5 protein-coding genes are annotated in these 22,968 nt (G+C 68.2%); all 5 read right to left on the bottom strand.

Going from position 1 to position 22,968, the window contains the following annotated elements; translation table 11 throughout:
* Nucleotides 1-105: 105 nt before the first annotated feature.
* Nucleotides 106-11,937, bottom strand: a complete 11,832-nt coding sequence (locus tag ACODSK_RS28580; RefSeq protein ID WP_489020924.1) for a hypothetical protein — start codon at nucleotides 11,935-11,937, stop codon at nucleotides 106-108.
* Entirely contained in the window at nucleotides 11,938-13,464 is a 1,527-nt protein-coding gene (locus ACODSK_RS28575; RefSeq protein WP_489020922.1) for a ComEC/Rec2 family competence protein, read from the bottom strand.
* Between the two features lie 23 nt (nucleotides 13,465-13,487).
* On the bottom strand, nucleotides 13,488-17,138 hold the full coding sequence (locus ACODSK_RS28570; protein ID WP_489020920.1) for a hemagglutinin protein: 3,651 nt from the start codon (nucleotides 17,136-17,138) through the stop codon (nucleotides 13,488-13,490).
* 30 nt (nucleotides 17,139-17,168) lie between these two features.
* Nucleotides 17,169-20,390, bottom strand: a complete 3,222-nt coding sequence (locus ACODSK_RS28565; RefSeq protein WP_489020918.1) for a fibronectin type III domain-containing protein — start codon at nucleotides 20,388-20,390, stop codon at nucleotides 17,169-17,171.
* Nucleotides 20,391-20,476: 86 nt separating this feature from the next.
* Nucleotides 20,477-22,345 carry a Hint domain-containing protein gene (locus ACODSK_RS28560; protein ID WP_489020916.1) on the bottom strand — a complete coding sequence of 623 codons (1,869 nt, stop codon included), beginning with the start codon at nucleotides 22,343-22,345 and terminating at the stop codon, nucleotides 20,477-20,479.
* Between the last annotated feature and the right edge of the window lie 623 nt (nucleotides 22,346-22,968).

Raw genomic sequence — 22,968 nt, 5'->3', positions numbered from 1 at the left:
AGCCGCGATGCGCCGCGCGGGCGGCGCTCGATCTTGAGGGCGCCAGATAAACACCAGCATGCACCTGTCAGCCCTGATGCGATTCCCCGACAGACGATCAGACCTTCACCCCTCCAACACCATCGGCAAATACATATTCCCGATCACCAGCAACGGCCGCCGATCCTCTTCCAGCGACGAATACAACGTCAGCGAAAACACCCACTCACCCCCTTCACGCTGCGGATTGGCCTGGGTGCGCCAGGTGTTCACCGCCGTCTGCAGGTTCCCCGCCGTACTGCCATCGAGGATCTGGTTGGGATACAGGTACACCGGCGTTTCCCCGACCAGCCCGTGGCTCGGGTCCAGCGGGTCGGTGGCCAGTTCATAGGCGTAGGACACCCCGGCGGTGATGCTTAGCCCGCCGTCCTGCGCAGCGTCTCCGAACAAGGTGTCGAAGGCTGCCTGCAAGGCCGCGCTGACCGTGGTCGGCGTGCTGCTCAGCGGTACGCGCTGGTCCCAGGCATTGAGCGGCGTGGCCACGCTGGCGGCCTCGACCCGGTCGGTCTGGAACACGAACGCCGGGTTGGTCGACGGTCCGTCGGCGCCCAGCAGCTTCTGGTTGCGCTGGACCAGGATCGAGCCGGTCGCGTTCTGCCAGTGGGCGACGTTGAGCCCGCTGAAGACCAGGCTGAAGGTCGGCCAGGACGCCGGCACATGGGCATCTTCCGGCACCGCGTAGCGCGATTCGCTGGCCGAGACATCCTGCCGTTCCAGTTGCACCATCAGCCCGGCGGCGGTCAGCGCCCAGACCTGCGGCCATTGACCGTCAGGGCCGATGCCGGCGCTCAGTGCGGTCAGGCCCAGGCTGTCCACTTCGCGGCTGGACTGCGGCCCGTCGCGGTCGGTGACCCGTGCCTGGAAGCTGAACTGGTCGGTATCCGGTGCCTGCAGCCTGGCTTGCGGCGCGCTGTCCTGGCGCACGTTCCAACTGCTAGCGACGGCGCTGGCCAGATCGCGCAGGGTGTTGGCGGCATTGCTTTGCACCGGCGTCAGGACGCCGCTGTCGGGCAGCTCGCCGAGGATTTCCCAGAGCCCATCGGCCACGGCGATATAACGCGCCAACTGAACGAACAGGTCGGCGTCCTCCAGCGCCAGGCGCAGCATCTGGTCGGGCCGCAGGTTGTAGCGAAGGGTCAGGCTGACATCGTCCTGCTCGGCATGCTCGTGGGAGTAAGTGAAGCGGTGGTCCCACAGCGGCAGGCTGGCCAGATCCACCGTCGCGCTGGCCCGCAGGGTGCTGCGCGCCCGGCCCTGGCGCAATTGCGCGCGCAGTTCGGGGTCGAGCGCGGTGGCGCTGGCGCGCTGCTCGACGATTACCGGCAAGGCCGGGAAGTTGCGCAGCGGGATCGGTACCGACACCTCGCCCAGGTCGCTGTTCATCGCCGTCGGCAGGTTGCTGCCGCCCAGTGGCGGGACGAAGGTCAGCCACTGCGAGGCGGCATAGCCGTCGGGCAGGCCGGCGCTGGTGATATTGCGTTCCAGGTCGGTGACGCCGAAGGCCATGTGCGCGGTGACCGCACGGTGGGTAGCCGGGTCCGATTCGGTCAGCAGCAGGGTGATGAACGGCGAGAAATCGGTCAGCCAGCACTTGCCCGCGCTCATGCTCCACGAGCGCTCTTCGCCGCCACTGGTGACCTCGATGCCGCCATACATGTCCGCCGGCAGCAGCTCGCTGCCCGGGTTCTGCCAGGCCGAGGCGACCGTGCGATTCAACTGCACCAGGGTCGAGGCGCTCCAGGCCCGCGACAGGCTGACGCCGAGTTGCTGTTGCAGGGTCGTGGCCGCTGCGGCCTGGCCTTCGGCGGCTTGCTCGTCGGTGATGTCCAGCACCGGCGCCAGGCCCTCGGGAATCGCCCCGGCCAGTTGGCGCTTGACCGCCACCAGGTCGCTGAGGGTCTGGCGGGTGTCCGGGCTGCGGTACAGCGCGGCAACGTTGCTGGCGCCGAGGATGCGGTCCATGTCCGAGAGGAAACGCCCGGCCCAGGGCTCCACGTCGATGCCCTGGAAATCATGCTGGGCACTGGCCTGGGACAGCGTGCCATCGGGCAGCAGGGCATTGAGGGCGACGCCCTGGCGGCTGACCAGGCTCTTGTACAGCGGCGTCAGGGCGAAGAAGCGCGGCTGTGGCGTCGCCGCACCGGGCACCTGGGTGGCACCGAAGATATCCAGCGAGCGGATGCCCGCCGTACCGAAGTCCACCGCCCACAGGTCGCGGCTGTCTTCCAGGGCGCGGCCAGTGGCGATGCGCAGGTCGGGCAGGGCGGCGCGCATGGCGGCGATAAAGGCGTTGAAGGCCAGGCCGCCACCCTGGTCCTCGGCCACCGGCACCTGCGGCGCCGGGATCGGGCTGCTGCTGCGCGACACACCGCCGTCGTTGCCGCTGGCGAAGTCCGGGTTGATCAGTTGCTCCGGGCGGCTCAGGGTCAGGTTCACTTCGAGCGGGAAGGCCGGGCCCGGGTAAGGCCCGCTGGCACCGATCGGCAGGCTGATGAGCGCGCCGGCCGGCGGTACCAGGGCTGGTGCGTTGGCGGCGAACAGCGGCTGGTCGGCGTTGGCCGGGGTTTCCACGATCTCCTGGGCGCTGACCTGCACTCCGGCTTCGGCGAAGCGCACGATCAAGCTGTTCAGGCAGTCGTTGGGTTGGGTCTGCACACTGGCCTGGCCTTGCGGGGCGACCAGGGTGATACCGCTGGCGATCAGCTCCGGCGTGCCGACGTTGGCCAGGGCGAAGGCCCCGGCACCCACTCCGAGCAGCCCGGCGATCGCCGAAGGCGCGGTGGCGCTGCTGAATTGCGCGGCGGCGCAGATCAGCAGGGCGCCGGGGTTCAGCGCCTGGCTGTCGTCGCCAATGCCGGCCAGCAGGTCCGCCAGGGTCGCCGTTGGCGCCTGCTGTTGCAGTTGCGTCAGGGTGGCGCCCAGGCTTTGCCCGCTGGCTGCGGTGGTCAGGCTGTAGGAATGGCCGTCGACGCTGATGTCCAGGGTCACGCCGCCTGCCAGCACCAGCGGCATGTCCAGGTTGGCCGTGGCCAGTGCCTCGCTGCTTTCGGCGAAGCGCGGGGCGATGGCGTCGAGGCTGTCGCCAGCCTGGATCGAATAGGGCACCCGTACCCGCGTCGCGTCGCTCGGCCAACTGACCCGCCCGGGCAGGGCGAAGGCACCATCGCTCGGCACCGCCAGGTCCGGGTTGGCCGCCAGCAGCAATTCCGCCGGGCAGGCATGGGCATCGGCGAACTGGTGCAGGGTCTGCGCACCGTCGGCGCTGATCCCGGCACCGTCGTTGAAGTCGCCGAGATGGAGCAGGGCGCCCATCTCGAACAGATTCGCCGTGGTGGTGTTGAGCGCGGCCAGCGCCGCCTGGTCCAGGCCGCTGCCGTTATGCCCGAGGCTGTCGTCGCTGCCGGCGACCCACACCGTGCTGGAGATTAGCTGGTCGGCCTGGAAGATCGCCGGTAGCGCCTGGTGACTCTGGCCCAGGTCGTCGACGCTGATATTCACCCCGAGTTCGGCGAAGGCACTGCACACCTGGTCCAGCGAGCGGATCGGCGTCGGCGCATCGGCCTCGGTGGCGCTGACCGACACCAGTTCGGCTTCGGACACCGCCACCGAGAAGGTCACGCCGGGAGTGAGGATGGTCAGGCTGGCGTTGTCCCCGGCCAGCAGCCCCGGCAGGGTGCCGAGGGCATTGGCCAGGGTCGCCAGGTTGGCGCTGCCGTCGCCGGTATTGCGGGTCAGCGCCGGGGACACCTTGAGCATCGCGCCGCTGCGCAGCGGCAGGTCAGCGTTTTCCGGCGCGGCCAGCAGCGCTTCGGCGCTGATGGTCGGCCAGCCGTCGGGCCGGTGCAGGCTGACGATGCCCTGCGCCGTGTCGTTCTCGGCGAACAGGGCATAGGCCGGCACCTTGAGCTGGGCGCCGACGCCGAACAGCGCCTGCACCGGCACCTGTGCGTTGGCCAGGCCCATTTCCGCGTAGCGCAGGTTGTAGTCCGTCACCAGCGAGGCGAGGGTGGCATTGACCGGGGCGCGGGCTGCCCGCAGTTGCGCGGCGCTGGCGCTGAAGGCCTGGGACGCGGCGGCGAAGCGCCACAGCGGGCACTGGTCGATGACATGGGCGGCGCTGGTATCCAGGCTGGTTTCCACTGCCGCACTCAGCGGTTGGCCCAGTTGGTAGTAGGCCTTGGCATAGGCCTCGGCCTGGCGTCCGGCGGTTTCTGCGGCGGCATCGCCGGGCTGGCTCGGCGACGGCATCACCGTGGCCGGGCGCGCTTCCAGGCTGATGCCCAGGGTCACCTGGCTGTCCTTGGCACTGACCGACCAGGCGCTGACCTGCGCCGGCCAATCGCCGACCCCCAGCAGCGGATCGGTGTAGCCGCTGGGCAGGCTGACCTGGCCCTGGCCGGCGGGGTTGGCGCCGGTCTGGTTGCCAAGGATGTCCTGGAAGTTCAGCACCACCTCGGCCGCCGGCAGGCTGTCGGCCCAGCCGAAGCCGCGGTAGGGATCGGCGTCCGGGTCGGGCAGGCCAGGCACCCGGGGCAGCGGCGACGGCGTGGCGAAGCGGTACAGCGGCACGATCTGCTCGTACAGCCAGTACGGATCGGCCTCCTCGGCCAGGCGCTGGTCGCGCAGCACGCCGCGGCGTACCAGGCGCTGGCGCTTCCAGGCGGGCGGGGCGTCCTTCTCCACCGGGGTGGGCGGCGCCGGCATGCCCGAGGCGGCCATGGCGAAGGGTGAATCGCCGCTGGCCGGAATCTGCGCACCGAGCAGGCTGAACAGGCGTCGGGCCTGCAACTCGGCGTCGCCTTCACCGTCTTCCGGTGGCGCGTCCAGGGTCAGGTTGAAGCCGACGCTGCCGGCCGGGACCAGGGCCTGCAGCAGCATGTCGTCCTCGTTGTGGTCCTCGGCGTAGAGGGTGCCGATGGTCGCATCCAGCCCCGGCGCCACCAGCGCGCAGGTGTTGAACGGCAGCAGGCTGTGGCCTTGCGGCGCACTGGCCTGCTGGCTGCCGGCGATCACCAGCAGATCGATGCTGGCCACGCCATTGGCATCCAGGGCACTGGCCGGCAGGCCCTTTTCCAGCCCCAGGGTGTAGCCGGTGCCGCCGACCACGCTGCCTTCCCAGAGCAGGGTGACGAAGCGTTCCAGTTCGTTCAGCGACGCCGCCGGCGCCGGATCGCCGTCCCGGGCCAGGCTGTTGACCCGGCCGAGGGTGATATCCGGCGAGCGCGGCACGCTTTCCGTGGACAGGTTGGCCTGGATCAGCCAGGTCTGTTCCGGCGTGCCGTCGAGCACGCTGACCCCGGCGGCATTGCCGGCATTCGGCGCCGGCAGGGCCAGCACCTTGACCACCGTACCGTCGCCTTCACCGGCCGCCAGCCAGGCGCGCAGGGCCAGCAGGGTCGGGCGTTCGGCCTCGTCCACGCCTTGCAGGGCGAACAGGGTCAGGGCGTCGTTGATCTGCTTGATCGCCACCGGAATGCGACAGGCCCAGGTGGCGCTCTCCACGCTGACCGAATCACGCCCGGCGCTGGCGCCTTCGGCGGTGGTCAGCAGGTCGTAGGCCACGCTGGAACCGGCCAGGGCCTTGGCCCGCAGGTCCGCCGGCAGCGGCCAGAGGGTCGGCTGGGAGCCCACGGGCGGGCCGTCCATGCCGGGAATCGGCAAGGCCACCGGGGTTTGCAGTTCGATGCGCTGGGTCAGGCCGTAGGCTTTCGGCGACAACCCGGCCAGGGCCATGGCCGCCGGGGCCTTGGTTACCGGCAGGGTCAGGCTGGTGGCCGGGCCCATGGCGATGATCTGCGCGTTGCTGTAGCGGTAGTTGAGGCTTTCCACCACCTCGGTAGGCACCGCCATGCCGACGGGGATATCGCTGCGTGCGAGGAAGCGGCTGTTGGGCACGGCATCGGCGCCGGCCACGGTGCTGTCCACCAGGCTGATCCAGCTGCTCTGGGCGGTCAGGGTCATTTCCAGGGCCGGTTCGTCGGCCTTGTCCGGCGAGGTGTCGACGGCCAGGTCGAACTGCTGGCCGGTGAGGTCGTAGAGCGGGGTGGGTTGCTGCGGGTCGGCCACCGCGTGGCCCTGGGCGTCGGTCACCGGCTTCGGTGCGCGCAGGCCGGCCATCAGCGAGCGCGAGCCCTGGTTGACGATACGGGGCAGGGCAGCGCCGCCAAGCAGTTGTTCGAGCAGTTGGTCGATGATGATCACCGGTACCTGGGTCACGCTCAGCACGGTATCGATGGCATACAGCCCGGCCTGGTTTTCCAGGCGCGTGGCGGCGTCGGCGATGGTCAGGCCATAGGTGTTGGCGAGCAGGGTGAAGCTCAGGCTCTCGCCTTCACCCGCCTTGGCCACGGCATCCGGCACCGGCACCAGGGCCAGCGGGGCGAGGAAGGTGGCCGGGCCGGCCCAGGCGAGGATGGTGCTCCAGGCGTATTGCCAGGTACCCACCGCCGGGTCGTTGCTGGCGGTCCAGGTCACGTCCAGCAGCAGGCGCCGGGCCAGGGCATCGAGGCTTTCGCCGGACGCGGCATACAACCCGCTGGTGACAGGCAGCACCCAGGCACCGGCGGAGCCGCTGACGGCAGCGAGGAAGTCCTGCCAGTCCGGTGCTTCCGGTGGCGACAGTTCGGGGTAGACCTGGACCAGGGCGAGGGTCGCGGCGATCAGGTCAAGGGTGTCGCCGGGCTGGGTGGTGTAGCTGCTGGTCGGCTGCACCGCGTTGAAGCCCTGGGGTACTTGCAGCACCTGGTCGGGCGGCAGTTCCTGGCTGTCCGGGGTCAGGTCGTCGCGGGTCAGTTGGGCGATCAACGCGGCGTTGCCGTCGAATATCGCCTGGGCATACCAGTCCGCCGGGATCAGCCGTGGCCGGCGATAGCGCACGTAGGCGGTGGCAGCGGCCAGCAGGCGCTCGGTCGGAGCATTGCTCCAGGTCCGCGCCGGTAGGTCGAAGGGCGCCGCCGGGTCGAGCAGCTCGGCGGAATCGCCCAGGCCGCTGCCGTCGGCCTCGAACAGCAGGCTGCTGCTGGCCAGGTTGAACAGGCTGGCGATGGCATCCAGGCTTTCGCCGCTGGCGGCCTGGTGGACCAGGGCGCCGAGGTTGACGCTGGTCAGGGCGAAGGCCTCGTTGGCGTTGTCCTCGGCCAGTACTTCCGGGGCGATGCCGAGGTTGACCGGCAGGCGGCTGCCCACCGGCGCCGTGGCCAACTGGTGCTCCAGGTCGGGGTTGAGGAACAGCAGTTCCGCGCTGCTGGCCCCGAGGGCCTGGGCCACGCTCTCCACTGTGTCACCGGCGCGCACCGGGTAGTCGATGGTGGCGCTGGCAAAGCCCGCCGCCAGTTGCGCCAGGGACTGGCCCTGGCCGCTGCCGTCGTCGGCGACGCTGATCGTGGTGCTTGCCAGCAGGTCGCCGGCCTCCTGCACCGCGGCCTTGGCCAGCATCAGGCAGTAGTCGCGGAAGATGAAGGTCGGGAACGACTCGTAGTGGGCCGGATCATCCTCCTGCGGCCGCGGCCCGCTGGCGCCGCCCACCGGCAGGTACTGGCCCATGTACTGGGCCAGGTCCCATTCGTACCAGGGCCCGACCGGATTGGCCTCGGCGAAATTCAGCGTGCCGCCCGGCGTACCGCTGCGGGTCAGACCCGGCGGCAGCGGCGCGACCATGCCGCCGACCTCGGTGACCGCGCCCGGATCGGCGCCCAGCAGCAGGTGCAGGTTGGTGGCGAACAGAGTGTCCAGATTGCTCCAGGAGAAGGCCGCATCGGCGCTTTGCGGGTCGTCGAGGGCGGCGGCGAGCAGGGCCAGCTGGCCGGCGGTCAGCGGATCGCTTTCGCTGCGCGGGCCGTCGGGGATGGCGTACAGCGCATACAGCAGCACGGTGCGCACCCACAGGTCCGGGGTCAGGCTGTCGGTGTCCTCGGCGCTGGCCGCCAGGGCATGGTGCAGGGCCGAGCGGTTGGCCTCGGCGCGGGCGTTGGGGGCCTGCGGATCGACCCCGGAGTTGGCGCAGAGGATGAACGCGGCGCGGTAGTCGGGCGTCGCATCGGCCTGGGCCGGGCCGCTCCACGACACCGGCAGCTCGCCGATGGAAATGCTCGGCAGCAGGTACAGCAGGGCAGTGCGCGGCTGGCCGTCGGGCCATTGGCTGCGGCTCGGGTCCCAGTCCCAATCGCTGTCTTCGACCACGGCCAGGGCATTGCTGGTGCGCTTGCGCAGCAGCACCTGGTGCAGGTGCTGGGCGCTGAGCACCTGCACCCGCTGTGCGCGATTGCGCCGTGCCCGTGGCCCGTGGCCGCCGGCCAGGCTGCCGGCGCGTCCGGGGCTGGCCAGCAGGCGGCTGTCCTGGAAGCCCTTGGGGTCGCCGCCGGGGGCGACGATCCACGGCGTCTGCTGCACCGAACCCAGGGTGAAGGACAGCTCCAGCGAGACATGGAAGCTGAAGGAAATCTTGATGAACAGGACCTTCACCTTGGCCTCGGCGCGCACCGAGACCTTGAGGGTGAATTCGGTCGGCCGGTAGCACTCGAACAGCGCGCTGACCTGGGCATAGGCCTCCAGGCTCACCGACACCTTGATCACCTTGAAGTCGACGTAGCCGTAGACCTTGCCATGCAGGGCGGCGATGCCCTGGGCACGGAAATACTGGGCCGACGGCAGCCCGGCGCTGGACGGGTTGAACCAGCCGAGCACGCCCTGGAAGATCACCTGCACCTCGACATAGGCGCCGCCGCCGAGGATCCCGGCGCGGATTTCCTTGCCCACACCCACGGCCAGGCCGATGCCCAGTTCCAGTACCGGCGAGAAGGTGCCATTGCTGATGCGCGGCACCTGGCTCGAGGTAACGCCATCGAGCAGGCCGAAATACACGCCGCCGCGACCGATGAAGACATAGGCCTGGACCGAGAACGAACGACTGAAGTCCTGGTTGTAGGGGAAGCCCAGGTCGACCTTGAAGTTACCGTTGGTGTAGACCTCGATCACCACCGTGCCGAGGGTCAGCGAGGCGATGCCGATCTGGAAGGTGCGGAAGGCATCCGGCAGGCGCAGTTCGACGCGGAACATGCCGACGTCGTCGGAAATCTTCTTGTACAGGATCTCGAAGCGCAGCCCGGCGAGGCTGCCGGCCTTCTCGCCATTCAGGCCCACCGACAGGCCGTAGAGGATCGGGTCGTTGAACAGGAAACCGAGGTCGACGGTATTGGCCATCAGGCCGATATCCAGGCCGATCAGCCATTGGCTGTCGGCGGAGAAGGCCACCCCGTTGCTGCGGGTGGTCGGCAGCTTGTCGGGGTTCTCCACCGGGGTCATGAACTGCTTGAGCAGGGCCAGGTTGCCGGCCACGGTGTCCACCGGGTTCTGCAGGCGGATGCGCTGGCCGATGCCGAGGTAGCGCAGCTCCACCAGCGACGAACCGGTGCCCGGCACGGCCGGCGGCGGGTCGTTGACCACGTCCCAGGCCAGGGCGTCGTCGCCGGTAAACGACTTGCCCAGCAGCGAACCTTCGAGGATCAGCTCGACCTTGCCGGCACCGGCGCGGGTATAGCGCACGCCGATCGCCGAGAGGGTGCCGAAACCGAGGTCGACCTTGGCCTTGTAGACGAACTCCACCAGGTTGTTGGTCGGGTCGAGGGTGAACACGAAGCTCGACAGTTCGATGCGCTTGAGCACGTCCCACGGTGAGTCGAGGGTGAAGCCCAGGGTCGGCGCGGCGAGGTTGACCAGGTACTCGAGCATGTCGCCCAGGGTGGTGCCGCCCAGTTGCACCGAGACCACCTGGTGGCGCGGGTTGGTGGTGCTGTCCTTGTCTCCGCGCCAGGCGGTGATGGCCTGGACCCAGATCGTGTCGACGTAGACCTTGAGCAGGTAGGTCGGCTCGTCGACGCCGACGTCCATGCCCACCTCGACGCCGATGCGGTTGATCGAGAACTCGCCGCTCAGCCGCCCCGACGCGGGTTTTTCAGGGGGAGCGCTGCCGTCGCGGGCGATATCGATGCTGGCCGCTGCCGAAACCTTCAGCTCGGTGCCGAACAGGGTCGGGGTCCAGCGCATGGAGATGGTGCCGCCCAGTTCGTAGGACTGGTCACCGGTGGAGAAGCTGACGTCGAGACGATCGACCATCAGCACCGGCACCGAGGCCGGGGCCTTGCCCAGGCCGAGGAACTGGGAAACCAGGTCGGTGAGGTTGATGCTGGTGCCCTGGTAGAGATGGCCTTCGAATACCCAGCCGCGAGGACTGCTCGGGTCCTGAATGGGGTAGCTGGCGGCGAGCATCAGCCGCGGGCTTTCGTAATCGTCGGCCGCCGCATCCGGGTAGAACGAAAAGACGCCGGACAGCCCTCCGCCGACGCGGCCGTTCTGTACCGCGATCCAGAAATCGACCTGCTCGAGGACCAGGTCAATGACGATAAGGTCGACGCTCCAGCCTTGGCGCAGGTCCGGCAGGCCGGTGGACGGATCGAGGAAGACCACGGTGGTGTTGGCGTTGTAGGTCTGGTTCAGCGGATCGGCGAAGAACCCCAGCGCCGAGACCACCGCGCTGCTCAGGCCGCCGGCGGCGGGGCCGGGAGCGCCGAAGTAGTAGGTGAAGGCCTGGCCGATCGGAATGTAGTCGCCGGCGCGCATGTTGCCCTGGATGAACAGGTCGGGCAGGGACACTGCGATATCGACATCCACCTTGTCCTGCGGATCATTGCCGCCGAAGCGCAGTGAGCCGCTGACCGAGCCGGACACGCTGCTGACGCTCTTGCCCGCGCTGTCCTTGCTCCAGCCCCAGGTCCAGCGGGTGCCGACGTTGTGCAGGGTTACGAAGGGGACTGGCGGTGTCCATTGCTGGTCCGAGCCGATGGATACCACGAGGAAGTTCAGGGTGGGGAGTATGCCGTTGCCGGGGGAGGAGAAATACAGTTCCACCGAGCGGAAACTGAAGGTTTCCATCAGTGGGAAGTTGTCCGGCAGGGGCAGCGCCGGCAGGCCGAAGATGGTGGTCAATTGCGCCATGCCGCGCACCACCGAGGCGTGCTGCGGATCGAAGGTTGCGGTCATGTGCCACTGCGGACCGGAGGTGAGCACCTGGGTGGTCACCGTGGCCACCAAGGCGTCGGGCCCGCTGCCGAGGATGACGGTGCCGGTCAGGTTGGCCACCGAGAAGCTGGTGCGATCCCAGACCGCTTCGTCGAGATCGTCGCGCACCAGCAACTCCAGCCCGAGGCCGCGCAGGCTCAGGCCGCCCGGGCCGCCCAGCGTGCCGCCGTTGGCGGCGATGGGGACGTTGGCCGAACTCGTGGCTGCGGCGCGCAGGGTCATGACCGGTATACCGGTCCAGCTCGCGGGCATCGTCAGCGGGCCACTCAGGGCCAGCGGCCAGGGCGCCAGCAGGTCGGCGAAACCGTCGAATATCGGCGAGTCGGGCAGCGAGCCTGACAGCAGCAGGCTGGCGTTGGCACGGCTGTCGGCTCGGAACACCGGTGCGTTCAGCCCCAGTGACAGCAGGAACGACGGCCCCCAGAGTACGGCGGCGTCCTCGGTCTGTACCCGTTCGCTGTCCGGCAGGCAGGCCGGGTTGAAGAAGCTTTGGAAGGTCCAGCCGGGCTCGGTCAGCGCCATGGACAACTGGAAGATGCCCCCCGTACCGTCCTGCTCGGTGTACAGCAGGGTGATCCAGGCGCTGAAGCGCATGCCTTGCGGGTCGCCGGGCTGCCCGTAGCGGCCGTTGCCGTTCAGGGTCACCCGGTCCAGCCCCTGGCTGAGGGTGGTGGCGCTGACGATGTAGCTGGCCGATACACCGAACAGCTCCAGCACGCCACGCAGCCCCGGCAGCCCGGGATCGGCCGAGACCGTCCAGAGATCGATGGTTTGCGCCGGGGTGATGGCGGCCTTGAGAATCGCGTAGGTCGAGGACAGGGACATTTAGCGGCGACCTCCCGACGGTGCACCCGGGGTGCCGAGCCTGGGAGCCAGGCGCTGGGCCCGGGCCGGCGCACGAGCCTGGCCGGGAGCGACCTGCCGGGGCTCCACCCGGGGCGAGGGCACAGGTGGCGGTGGTGCGGCGCTCTGCATTGCCGGCTTGGGCTCGTCTACACCTTCGCGATGCACGAAGGTGAACGATTCCAGCAACTGCTCGGCGGTGAGCACCTCCACGGATTTGTCCTTGGGTAGGCGGTTGCTCGACACACCGCGGAAATCGATGAGAAAGCCCACGGCCTGGGGCAGCAGGGTATAGATCCAGTTCATGCCCGGGGCATAGGCGAACTTGTCGCTGTACGGCGGTGTGCCAAAGGCGGTGAACGGGGCGTAGGCGACCATGGGCGAGGACACCACCGAGCTGTCGTAGTAGCGCGTCGAGTAGAGGTTCTGGGTGGTCAGGATGGTTTTCATGCCGGTCTGGTTGTAAGTGGTGGTGTCCAGCGCGAAGTCGATGTAGGCGGTGGTGAAGTGACGGCCGTTGCCGACCAGCGGGTCGGTCCACCAGGTCTTGCTGGTGTCGGCGTATTGCAGAAACAGCTGGCTGGTTTCCAGGGACGGGTGTCCGTAGTTGCTACCGGTGTCCGCGCTGGCCACCACGGTCTTGCCGGACATCAGCCGGGCGTAGTTCTCTACCACGCTGCGGGCCTCCACGCTGATCGGCTTGCTTTTCGACGGCAGGCCGAAGGTGGTCTTGCGGCTGCCATGGTGCGGCAGCAGCGTCATGTAGACGTTCTGCCCGGTCCCGGTGACGAGGCAGTTGATGTACTGGAAGGTCGGGAACGTCGCATCGCCGCCGATGATGGCCGTGGTCATCTGCCCCCCGGCCTCCACGCCCACGACCAGCACCAGGCTCTTGGAGTTGGCCTGGTCGCCGTTGGGCTTGGCGGAAATCTGGTCTTCCGGAGTGCCGACCGCCTCGCCGTTGTAGGGCGCATTCGCCGCTACCAGGAACACCAGGTAGTCGTCCCCGCCCCAGAGACTGCCAACGCCGCCGGTGGGCACCACGGTGCTGGCGCCTACCGGGAAGCCCTTCACGTCCTCATCCGGTTTGGCGGTGCGCGCCTTGATCAGGGTGAGCAGGTTCTCGCTTTTCTTGTCCACCGTGGCGGTGTCGGCGTACCAGCTGTAGCGACCGCCGTAGCGGCAAAGCCCGATGGTCATGTCCGGGAGCAGGCGCAACAGGCCTTGCAGGGGATCCTTGCCGCTCTCGCTGCCAAAGAACATGTTGATGTGGTCGCCATCCTTGTGCGAGATGAACACGGCATCGATACGCCCGTTCGGCGATTCCCGCTGCAGGGCCATGTTCTTCAGGAACTCGAGGGTGGACGGGCCTGCGACATCGCGCTTGCCGAGCGAACCGAGGTCGAACAGGGCCAGTGCGGTGACCTTGCCACTGGCGTCATAGACGACGAACAGTGTCGACATGCCTTGCCCGACATCCAGGGAATAGAGGCGGAAATGACTGCTCATCGGGATCGTCCTTGAGTCCTGATTCAGATAACCGGCGGCGTACGCCGTCCGGACCGTGCGAGGCGCCGTGCATCCGGCGTGCGCCTGGCCACCTGGCGTGGTGCCGGACCCGCCAGCAACGCCTGCTGCTTCTTCTTGTCCTCATCCTTGAGATACGCCGCATACCAGCCCAGCGAAGTCTTTGGACTGCCCGGCGCGCCGAACAGCATCAGGTCGGCATTGCCCGGCGGGAAGCTCCAGGCCAGCACCGAGAGGGCGAAGCGGCGCATGCGCAGCAGGTAGTTGAGGCGGTTGTCGCTGTCGCGCCAGGTCTCGAACAGGAAGTTGCGAAAGCCCAGCTTGAGCACGCCCTGCAAGGGCAGGCTGCCGTTGAGGGCGTTGGACATGCCCAGCTTGATCCCCAGGTACACCGGCGGGTCGCCCGCCACCGGCTCCGGCCCCCAGGCGGCGAGCAGGGTGATCTTCAGGCCGATGGCACCGCTGAGGGCGCCGAGGGTGCCCATGTCCAGAGCCAGGCTCAGGCCGAACCAGGGCGCGGCCAGCGGTTGCTGGTCCAGCGGTGCGCCGATCGAGGTGAAGCCTAGGCTTTCCGGGGTCGCGCCTTGCGGCGGCTGGCCGGCTGCGGCCAGGTCGGGGGCGGCGACCAGGCCGTCGAGGCGCAGCGGGAAGTTCTCCAGCAGCGATGCCGGGCGCGCCAATGATGCACCCGGCCCGGTATCGAAACCGACCCCGGCTTCGCCGGAAGTGAAGTGCTGGTTGGCCGGGTCTTCCATGGAGAAGGACATCGCCACTACCAGACCCTGGAAACTCAGGTAGCCGTTGACCGCCTCGCCGGGGCCGTAGCCGAACAGGTCGAACTCGGGGATCTCGACGAAGGCCAGCCGTCCCGACAGCACGAAGTTGGCGGTGAGCAGGCCGTCCACCGGGGCTGCGGCGGTTTCCAGGCGACAGTCACGGATATCGATGGAGGCCAGGGCCGCGCCGTTGCTCTGGAATACGTTGTCGCCCAGCAGGCTGAAGGAGTAGCTCGGCTGGCCGCCGATGCGCTGGTAACTGCCGGTGAGGATCAGGTTGTTGCCCCGTGCGCGGTCGACCTTGGCCAGCCACGAGGCGAACAGGCGGTTGACCATCAGTTCGGCTTCGGCGGAGAAGTCCACCACCCGCGCATTGTCGAAGCGCACCCGCATCGACAGGGTCTTGTAGCCGAAGGGAATGGTGGTGGAGGCCACCAGGTCGTCCGGGTCGTTGTAGTCGATCAGGCCGAACGCGGCGGTCTGGCCCAGGGCGATCACGCCGTTCTGCGGCGTGTACGGGGTCAGCGAGAAACCGACGTGATGGGCATAGAAGCGCGAGCGGTCGACCCCGGCGGCCATGAAGCGCAGGGCCGAGGGCATGTCCTGGAAGTCGATCGGCGCATTGAGGAACAGCACGCCGTTCCAGCGCGGGTTGTCCAGCACCTCGTGGTAGAACAGCACCAGCGGGTCGCTGTCGCCGATATCCGGGTCGAGCACTGCCAGGCGTGCCTTGGCGATTACCGCGTCTAGCGCCGCCAGGGTCGGCGCCAGCGTGCCGTCGGCGGCCAGCGCCACTTCCGGCCAGCACCAGGCGCCAGGGTCTGCCGCCAGTTCGGTGATGGCCCGGCCGCAATACTTGAACAGCATCAGGGTCGGGCTCAGCACATCGCTGCGCCAGGAGCGCGGCGACAACTGGAAGGTCCAGCCTTCGATATCGGCGCGCAGCAGGCCGGCGGCCGACTGGGCCTGGGCCAGGTAGTCGCCGGCACTGGCCGACACCGCCGCGTCGAAGGCAGCTTCGTTGGCGAACTCCGGGTAGCCGAGGGCGCTCAGTGCGCTGTTGATCGCCTGGGTCTGCGCCGCCGGAACGCCGGCGGCCAGCAGGCGCGGGACGGCATTGGCGGCGGTGAGCTGATAGGCCACCGAGCTGCCCTGGTCCATGAAGGTGTCGACGTCGGCCACCACCATGAACAGCTGGTTGGATTGCAGCGCTGCCTGGAACGGCGGCTTGACCTCGGTGAGGATCAGTTGTCCGGTGTCCGACTGCGGCATGTTGGCGAACAGCACCCCGGCCCAGGCCGACTGGGTTGGGTCGAGCACGGCGATCAGGCCGCTGGGGGTAACGCCCAGGGGCGGTGTGTCGCCAGCGGCGGCCTGGGCGCCGAGGCGCAGGCGGCCGGTGGGGGCGCTGCGCGGGGCTTCCAGAGGCGGCAGGCCGATCAGCGTGCGCCGGGTGGGGGCGAGGGCGGCGTCCTCCAGATGGGCGGCCTGGTCGATGGCGTCCGCCGGGATCCGTGCGTACACCCCCATGGGCCACACCACCGGCGCGCTCTGCTGGCTGGCCTGCAAGGTCGGCAGGGTGGCGGCGTTCATGTTCAGGTAGGCGAGAAATCCCGCCACCGGCACCTGGGCGGCGTTGAACAGCGGCGAACGTGGCGGCTGCGCCTCGTAGCTGCGGCCATTGCCGCCATCGGAGAGCACGGTGGCCCAGGCAGTGGTGCCAAGGTCGCTGAGGTTCGAACCGCCCGCATCCTCGCCGGCCGGCGGCAGGTAGGCCGCGCCATTGGCCTGGAACAGCAACAGCGACGGGCTGTCTTGCGGCAGCACCACGGTCTCGGTGCCGGAGACACCGAGGATCACCCGGCTGTTGCCATCGCTGCCGCGGGCCTGCTGCGGTGTGCTGAAGTCGAACAGACCGTCCGGTGCCAGGTGCCAGACCAGGTTGGCACTGGCGACGTCGGCGGCATCGAACAGCGGCGTGCGCCCGAAGCTCAGGCGCGCACCGGGCAGGTCGCCGCTGCCGGCCCGTGGGGTGACCTGGGTGGCATGCCCGGTATTGCTGCGCTGGGCGTATTCCAGGGTCGGCGCGGCACCTTGCGCGGTGGCGAAGACCAGCGCGCTGCGTTGCGGCAAGCAGGGGTTCAGCGGGTCGAAGCTTAGCGCGAGGTCGAAGGGCGTGGCGTCCAGCTGGCGAAACAGCGGCATGTCGATCAGGTTGACCTCACCCACCGGACTTTCGGCATCGGCCTCGCCGTAGCGCAGCATCACGCCCAGGCGCTGCATGTCGTCGGCATCCGCGTCCAGGCCATTGCTGGCGCTGATGGCGAAGGTCAGGCAGCCCAGTTGCGTCCCGGTCAGGGGCAGCGGGCATTGCGCCCCGGTCGCGGCATACACGCCGCCGCTGGCAAAGAACGACATACCGGCCGTGTCGAACAGCAGGCTGTCGCTGCCGGCTTGCAGGTCGCTGCCGCCCTTGACCGCCACCGCGTACTGACCGAGGGCGAAGCGCATGTCGCGTACCACCCGCCAGTTGCCGCTCGGCGCGCCGACGGGCAGGGCGTCGATGCCCTGGGTTTGCCACTGGCTGGCGCTGTCCGTCGGGTTGGTGATCCACAGCAGGCGCAGCCAGCCCTTGGGTGACAGGCGTGACCACAGCGCGCGCAGGTCGGCGACGAACGCCGCCGGGTCGCTCGGCGCACTGCCGAGAAACAGGTAGGCGCCCCCCGTGTCCGCCCAGGTCTGCGCCAGGCTGGCACTGGCGCCGAGGTCGCTGCCGGGGCTGGCCAGGTAGCCCGCCCAATAGCTCTCCAGGCCGCTCTCGGCGAGGGTGGAAAGGCGGTACAGGCCCGCCGTGACTTGCTCGAACACCGGTACGCTCATGACGGCTCCCTGTCGCGAGGCGGTGATGGATCAGGGCTGCTGGGTGGTGACGGCATCGCCTGGCAGCAGCGGTAGCGACAGCGGTGTCCAGCCCGGCGCGTAATTGCCCAGCCCGGTCCAGTCCAGGCGCAGCGGCCAGGCCGCGGTGCCCAGCGCGGCCGTCGGGTCGAGCACGGCGGCACCCAGCCCGCGCAGCACACGCACGCCATTTACCGGCAAGGCCGCCGGCACCGGCATGCGCCCGGCCTGGGCCAGCAGGTTGGCCACTGTGGTGCCCACCGGCACCACCAGCGGCGTGCCGTCGAGGGTCACCCGCAGGCAGGCCTTGGGTACCGCGCGGCCGCGGAAGAAGGCCACCGGCACGGTGCCGCCGGGGACGTTGCTGGCGCTGTTCAGCGCGGTGAAGCTGGCGGCGGCGGCGAGGGTGAAGTTGTTGGTCGTGGTGGTCACCGCCGGGTCGCTGGCGCTGGCCAGGGACGATGGCGAGAACAGCCGGTAGAACGGCGTGATGAAGGTCGGGAAGTACAGGTCGGCGGCATCGGCGACCCCGCCCATCTGCTGGGTGGTGGCATGGGACGGCGGCGGGTTGACCGACAGCGCGCCGCCGCTGACCAGTTGGCCGATAAAGGAATCCCAGCCGGTGCTGATCACCCCCGAGCTGTCGACGAACTGGCCGACTGCATAGTCTACCGTCGGCCCGGCGACATAGCCGTTGCTCCACTTCAGGTCCGAGGAACTCGACGAGATGGTCTGGAACGGGCTGGCGGCGACCCGCAGGATCATCCCCGGGCGCAGGTCGACCGAGCCGAGGGTGACCCCGGTGGCGATGGACGGGAACGACAGGCCGAAGCCGTAGTACAGCGACTCCTCGAAGGTCTGCGGCATGACCCGGGCCAGGGCGTCCTGCACGGCGATGATGCCCCAGGCCGCGGCGCCGGCCGTTTCCAGGGCCTGGAGAAAGGCCACGTAGGCCAGCAGCAGGCCGCTGCGCACGGGCTGGGTGTCGAAGGTCCAGGGCGAGTCGGCACCGCTGGAGGCGATGGCCAGGCTGTAGGGGTAGCTGTTGCCGCTGGCCGCCGCCAGGGTGAATGGCCCTTGGGTGATGGGCAGGCCGCTGAGGCTGCCGGTCTTGCCGATCTGCGGCAGGTACAGGGTCAGGTCGCTGGCCGGCGCGCTGCCGTTGAGGGCGGTGCCCAGCGCCTGCGCCGGCAGCAGGTGCGGGAAGCTGGTCGAGGCGGCGGCGGTCGAGGGAATGAAGGCGCTCTGGTACAGGACCCGGGCGCGGCCAGACGGACCGATATTGCTGGCGCCGAGTACCGGCTGGTTGGCCTGCACCACGACCTGGAGGGCGGCGTCGGGGCTGGCCGGCACATAGGCCCAGCTTTGTTCAAGTACACCGCTGGTGGAGGTGAAGGCCTGGTCCACGCTGGTGGTTCCGGACACGGTCTTCAGCACCGAGACCCGGTAGCTCTGGCTCTCGGCCACGGCACTCCAGCGGGCGCTGAGGGTGGCGCCGTCGTAGTCGACCAACAGCTCCGGCACCGGTGTGGTGGCGAGGGCGAAGGGCGCACTGGCCGGGCCGATCAGGGTGCAGCCGCTGACCACCCCGGCGCTACGCAGGGTGACTAGCGCCGGGTGACCGCCGTTGGCCAGTTGCGCCGGGGTCAGGGTGGTACTGGTGGTGGTCAGGTCGAGCTGCTGGCCGCCAGGCAGGCCCAGGCGATAGCCCGGCGCGCCGGCCAGGGCGGCCCAGCTCAGGGTGCCGCTGGCGGTCACGGCGTCGGTGTCCCAGCTGCTGAATTGCGGGATCGCCAACGGCGCGGCCAGGGCCGCGGTGCTGCTGTTGCGCGCTACGCCGCGGGCCGGGGCCAGGCCGACGCTCAGGGTTGCAGCGCCAGTGTTTGCCGGCAGGGCCAGGCGCGCGGTATTGCCGTTCACCGTGAGATTGCTGCTGGCGACGCCGTCGAGCAGCAGGGTCACCGTGGTGCTGTCCGGGGCGACCAGTGACACCGGCGCTTGCCAGGTGATCTCCAGGCTGCTGCCGTCGGCGCTGACCACCAGGCTGGTGAAGCTGGCGCTGCCGGTGACCAGCGGCAGCCACTCGCCCTCGGCGCCGACGCCGCCGTTGTTGTTGGCGATGATCTGCGCTACCCAGTTCTGGCTGGTATCCAGGGGCGTCGCCAGGGTGATGCTGCCCGAGGTGGCACTGGGTTCGCTGACGGTCGCCGACAGGCTTTGTCCGCTGCTCAACGACAGGGCCTGCAGGGTGTAGCCGGTCACGCCGGGATTGCTCGGCAGGGTCCAGGTGAGGTTCAGTGCGCTGCCGCTGTAGTCCGCCGAGGTCAGCACCGGAACGGTACTGACGATCGGCGTCAGCGGGCTGACCAGCCCGGCGCCGCTGGCGGTAAGGGCGGTAACGGAAAGCTGGAAAATCTCGCTGTCGGCCAGTGCGGCGGGCAGCGGCAGCACGGCTTGGGCGGCGTTGCCGCCAGCGACATACAGGTCGTAGCGAGTGCTGCTGGCGGCCGCGCTGGCGCTCAGGCGGTAGCCGACGATCTCGCTGGCGGCGGAGCCGGTCCAGCGGGCGGTGATGTGGTTGCTGTTGCGGTACAGGTTGGTCTTGGCCAGCACCGGGCGGACCATCGAGGTCGCAGGAAACTGTGCCTCGTCGGAGCGCGCGCTGGCGCTGTTCTCGCCGACCGCGGCGACCCGCACCGTCCACTCGGCGTTGTCGCCCAGGCCACCGCCCAGTTGCGCGTTGTCGACCACCGTCGAGGTGGTCTGCGTTCCGGCGACGGGGATGGTGTAGAGGGTGCCGATGCTCTTCGACAGCACCACGATCTCGTAGCCGGCAGCGGCCTGCCACGACGCTTGCCATTCCACCCGCAGGGCCTTGCCGTCATACAGCGCGGCATCGAGGGTCGGGCGGGCGGTGGGCAGGATCACCGGCGCGCTGTTCTGCCCGGCGCTATCGCCCCATTGGGCCTGGACCACCACCTGGTAGGTGACGTCGGTGTTCAGCGGCTGGCTCAGTGTCAGTGCGCCTACCGTGGTGATGCGGCCCTGGAACACCTGGCTCTGGTAGGCCAGCACCGGTTCGCCGCCACCGAGCCAGGCGAGCTGGATGACATAGCCGGTGACTCCGGTGTCGGCCGAGGGGGTCCAGGTGACGCGCACGCTGCTGCCGTCGTAGATGGCGGAAACGATGCTCGGGTCGTTGGCATTGCTCAGGGATTGTGCGTGGGCGGCCATGTGCGCCTCCGGGAAAAAGGTCTGGGAAGGAGAGAGTCGGGAAGCCGGGCGACGGGGGAGACGCGATCACGTCTCCCCCGTGGGCGTCACTGGTCGTTGTCGAAGTCCTTCAGCCATTCCTTGGGCAGGCTGCGGCGGATCTCTTCGGCGCTGCGCACCGGTTGGCGGTTGCTCACCGAAGCCAGCGACTGCTGCATGTTGGCGTCGCCGGTGAGCAGGCCGCCGGCGTAGTAGGTGCCGGAGGTGGGGTAGGGCTGGGTCAGCAGGTTATGCACCTTGCCGGTGTATTTCTCCGCCTGCACCGAGGTGACTACCGCCGTGCCGTCGAGGGTTTTCAGCACATCGCCGACCCGCAGCAGGTTGGCCTGCACCGGCAGCCCGCTGTCGAGGATCATCGGGTGGGTGCGGGTCACCAGCACGTTCTGCTGTTTATCGGTCTTGATGCGGATCATCGGGTGCGCTTCGGTGCCCTGGGTGGTGCCGTAGACCTCGCTGGTCTTGCCGTCGGCGCTTTTCACCGACTCGCCGCCCTTGCCGGTGAAGGCTTCCACCGCACGGGTGCTGCCGTCGGCCAGGGTGATCTCGGTGCCTTCGGCCAGGCAGCCCTGCATGATGTACAGCGGCGGGATGATGTTCACTCCGGGGGTGCCGATGTAGGTGCGGTCACTGGTGAAGTTGAGGGTGCCGAACGGCGGCTCCTGGCTGCCGCTGCCGTTGAGCGCGACATAGGCGGTGACCCACAGGTAGGCCTGGGTGCCGTCGTAGTAGTTGATGCAGTTGCCGGTGTTGGGGAAGGCCGAGGCCGGGTAGTTCCAGGAAATGGTCGAGCCATTGACCGTCCAGTACTGCGATTCGAGCACCGTGCCTTGCTGGAAGTACACGTTGCAGCCGCCGCCGGTCGGGTTCTGGATGTAGATGCTGGTGACCCCGGCCGGTGGCGAAACCACGGTGTTGGGGAAGGTCGCCGAACCCGACAGCGGGAACACGAAGTCGGTCGGGTGCGCGTTGGAGTTCCAGTAGTCGCACTCCTGCTGGCTGCCGCGGTACCAGCACAGCTTGATCGCGGTGGTGTTGGCCTTGGTGTTGGTGCAGCTGGTTTCGTAGCTGCCGGTGCAGTTGCCGTTGCTGCGCACGCAGTAGTTGGGCTGGTTCAGGCAGGCGCTGCTGGGGTTGAGGGTGTCCTGGAAGGTCTGGGTGTAGACCACCGGCGGATCGATCGGCCCGGCATTGGCCGGGTAGTAGAGGAACAGGCCCTTGGCCTGGGTGGTCGGGCTGCCGTCGGCGTTCGGTACCCGGCCGGTCACCTGCACGCGGAAATCGGTGCCCTGGCCGTACTGGGTGCTGGACTGGGTGGCGTAGACCTTGCCGGTTTCCACCTCGTACAGCTCCATGACGATGGAGGTGGTGGTGGTACCGCCGGCCACCGAGGAAATCCCGGTGGCCTGGTAGCCCGGCTGGCTGTCGGTGGCGGCCAGGGTCATGGACTTGCTGGCGGGGGCGCTGTTGTCCTGGGAGAAGGTGGCGATGAAGTTGAGGTTCTGGATGCCGCCGCTGTTTTCGCTGCTGGCGGCCACGGCCCTGGCCGGTTTGCCGCCGGATTTCTTCAGCTCGGCCAGGCCGCTGTTACGCCCGGCTTTCAGGGTGCGGAACAGTTGCGGCGAGTTTTCCGGGGTCTTGCCGGCGCGCTGGAGGGTTTCGGTGATGTAGCGGTAGTGCAGCGGGTTGGCCAGGTTCAGGCGGTAGGGCGTGCCGGGGCGAACCTCGGCGTCCAGCGCCTTGAAATCGGCCTGGGTCCTGGCGCTCAGGGCCTTGGGGGCTTCCTGGTAGGACTGGGGCTTGACGCTCAGCGCCTTGGGCGCTTCCTGGGCCTGGATCGGAGTGCTTGCCAGTGAGGTGAACACGGCCAGCGTGAGAAAAGCGTGACGCACAGCTCGAACGAAATCGCGAGTCGCCATGATGTCTTCCCTGAGGTGGTGACAGGCGACTCACTGGCACGGTGTGCCACTTCCTTGTGAGCGCCGGGTGCTCGAAAACATAGTTGCGGGGGTAGCAAACTGCAAATGAATATTTCAGTGTTTTTTTGCTGTGGAAATAGCTTTGTGTGCTGAGGAAATGCCCGTGAACGTTGGGTGAGGGCGGGTTTTGTGACTGGTTGGTCAGGTGTGCGGATGGAAGAATCCGGGGGTTGTGGCAGGGGGGGCTGGAAGACGTGATGTGGCTGCCGGGAGTCGATTTTCACGGCATTTCTCGCAGGAAGGCCAAACCCATGGTGAGCTGCCGTTGGCTCAGCTGGATCGGGCGCTTTGTTGAGGGTTTTGAATGGGTCGCCGGCTATGGATGCGTTTCTGGTACATACATATCTTTAATTTAAAGATATGTAGGAAATTTCCTGCCATGTCATCAGATTTAATTACTTTTAATGTCAGGCTATTCGGCTTTATCTGAATATTCGGGATTTCCAGGAAGTTCAGGAACGCTGCCAGAAGTCTTTTGTAACGACAGGCTTTATAAGAATTTTCCGAGCGTTACAGAGAATATTCCTGCCGTTGTTTTAGGGGTCGAAATCCATACGTCAGAT

Source organism: Pseudomonas sp. FG98 (assembly GCF_057808595.1).
Note: the sequence above shows the minus strand (reverse complement) of the source record. Positions and strands in the feature narration are given on the sequence as shown.

Excerpts from the sequence above, each read along its gene's own strand:
- ACODSK_RS28580 (WP_489020924.1), bottom strand. The coding sequence starts at position 11,937 with ATGTCCCTGTCCTCGACCTACGCGATTCTCAAGGCCGCCATCACCCCG.
- ACODSK_RS28570 (WP_489020920.1), bottom strand. The coding sequence starts at position 17,138 with ATGAGCGTACCGGTGTTCGAGCAAGTCACGGCGGGCCTGTACCGCCTT.
- ACODSK_RS28575 (WP_489020922.1), bottom strand. The coding sequence starts at position 13,464 with ATGAGCAGTCATTTCCGCCTCTATTCCCTGGATGTCGGGCAAGGCATG.
- ACODSK_RS28560 (WP_489020916.1), bottom strand. The coding sequence starts at position 22,345 with ATGGCGACTCGCGATTTCGTTCGAGCTGTGCGTCACGCTTTTCTCACG.
- ACODSK_RS28565 (WP_489020918.1), bottom strand. The coding sequence starts at position 20,390 with ATGGCCGCCCACGCACAATCCCTGAGCAATGCCAACGACCCGAGCATC.